Below are 2,190 nucleotides of genomic sequence, written 5' to 3' on the forward strand. Positions count from 1 at the left end.
GCTCAGCACATCGTCCATGTGCTCCGCAGCAGCGCGCCGAAAGACGACCTTGTCACCGCTCCAATCAACAGTCATGGCCCGGATGATCGCAGCTACTCAGCACCCTCAACAGCTACTTCCGATACACAGCCTAGGTGTGTTGTTCGGGCAGGTTGGTGACACGCGTGCTGGGTGCTTGAACGGGTGAGGGCCTTCTGGGTTCGGTGTGGATTGCGACATCTACCGCCGAAGCTCAGGAGGCCCTCGTGTCCCACCGTAACGCCCCGCTGACTCCGACCGGCAGGCTGCGGCTGGCCCGGTGCGTCGTCGATGACGGCTGGCCGCTACGGCGGGCCGCGGAACGCTTCCAGGTCAGCCACACCACCGCCGCACGGTGGGCCACCCGCTACCGGCAGATGGGTGTGGCCGGGATGCACGACCGCTCCAGCCGCCCGCATCACCAGCCGTACCGCACCTCTCCCGCCGTCGAGGCACAGGTCGTGCGTCTGCGCCGCGAACACCGCATCGGCCCCCTTCGTCTGGCCACCCGCTGCAACATCGCCGCATCCACCGCCCACCGGATCCTGCAACGGCATCACCTGCCCGTCCTTGCCGTCTGCGACCGGGCCACCAGCGAACCGATCCGCCGCTACGAACGCTCCCGACCCGGTGAACTGGTCCACATCGACGTCAAGAAGCTCGGCCGCATCCCCGACGGCGGCGGCCACAAGGTCCTCGGCCGTGCGGCCGGCAGCCCGAACAAGGACCGCCGCAACGGCGCGGGATACGCCTACCTGCACACCGCCCTGGACGACCACACCCGTCTCGCCTACACCGAAGACCTGCCCGACGAAACCGCCGCCACCTGCGCCGGCTTCCTCACCCGCGCCACCGCCTGGTTCGCCGCGCGCGGCATCACCGTCGAACGCGTCCTGACCGACAACGCCTGGGCCTACAGCAAGAACACCTGGCGCCAGACCTGCCACCAGCTGGGCATCAGCCCCCGCTGGACCAGGCCCTGGCGCCCGCAGACCAACGGCAAAGTCGAACGCTTCCACCGCACCCTGCTCGAAGAATGGGCCTACCACCGGCCCTACACCTCAGACAACGAACGGCGGGCAGCGTTCCCCGACTGGCTGGACTGGTACAACTACCACCGACCCCACACCGGAATCAGCGGCCACACCCCAGCCAGCCGCGTCACCAACCTGCCCGAACAACACACCTAGGGGGTCGGAGCAGGCACCGTTCCACTTTTCGGGAAGTCGTTCGGCCGTCATCAGCTAGCAACTGGGCCGAGCGCGCCGCGCGGCAGCGCAGTTTGCTTCGACCGAGAGCGGCGTCCGTGTCGGGCTACTCGTCGACCAAGTTTCAAGAACGGGCTCTACGTTGTTGGCGGGTTGGCCGGGAGTCGTAAGGCGGGGGCAGGGACCTCGGCTGTGCCGTCCCGCCGAACGAGCCCGGCTTCGCGTAAGACCCTGCCCGCAGTCTTCGGATCTCATGGTCGCCCACGCGGGGTTCTGGGTGGCTTGCGACGCATGTACAAGCGCAGCCCGGCCCACTCTGCCGTGGGCCGGCGTCCTGCCCGATGCGGGTGTTGCTTGATCTGGCAGCGTCGCGGCGCGGGGATCGTCCGCATCCCTGACCGCCTGGGAGGGCTTCCTGGGGGGAGATGATGGAGGTGGTATCCGCAGCTGGTAGGGGAAGAGAGCGACAACATCGGTTCGGGCCAGCGGGGGGCCAGCAGGGAAATGGGCTGCCCCCCACTCCGAAGCAACCGGGTCTATGGTTCCGAAGAGTCCCAGGTCAGGGGCGCGTTCTCCGCGTGCGAGAAGGTGGGACTCGAACCCACGGCCGACGGATTATGAGTCCCATCCGATGTTGGCAGGCCCGACACCCATCAGGTGGCGCACCCGGTCGACAACCATGGCAGCACCCAACCGACCACCCCGATCCCAGTTCATCGCCCCGGTGTCAGACGTACACCGTGCGGTACATGGCCGGCTCGGCGGTATCCAGGGACAGCCGTAGTTGGACCGAGCCGTTCTTCGACCTGGGTCATTTGATGACCAGTACACTTCTTTAGAGCTCGTAACACGATCTTGTGATGCGGTGCTGGTGGCCGTGTCCGGTGTGAGGATTGGGCCGTTCGTGAGGGTGTGAGCAGGCCGTGGATTGTGGACGACGCGTTGTGGGCGGTGATCGAGCCGC

The 2,190-nt window shown here is 66.9% G+C and carries 1 protein-coding gene; it reads left to right on the plus strand.

The features are described 5' to 3' along the window. Window positions 1-245 precede the first annotated feature (245 nt). Entirely contained in the window at window positions 246-1,208 is a 963-nt protein-coding gene (locus tag FH715_RS27975; RefSeq protein WP_139650312.1) for an IS481 family transposase, read from the plus strand. Window positions 1,209-2,190: the final 982 nt, after the last annotated feature.

Origin of the sequence: Streptomyces sedi (assembly GCF_006335015.1) — a bacterium.
Lineage (GTDB): Bacteria > Actinomycetota > Actinomycetes > Streptomycetales > Streptomycetaceae > Streptomyces > Streptomyces sedi.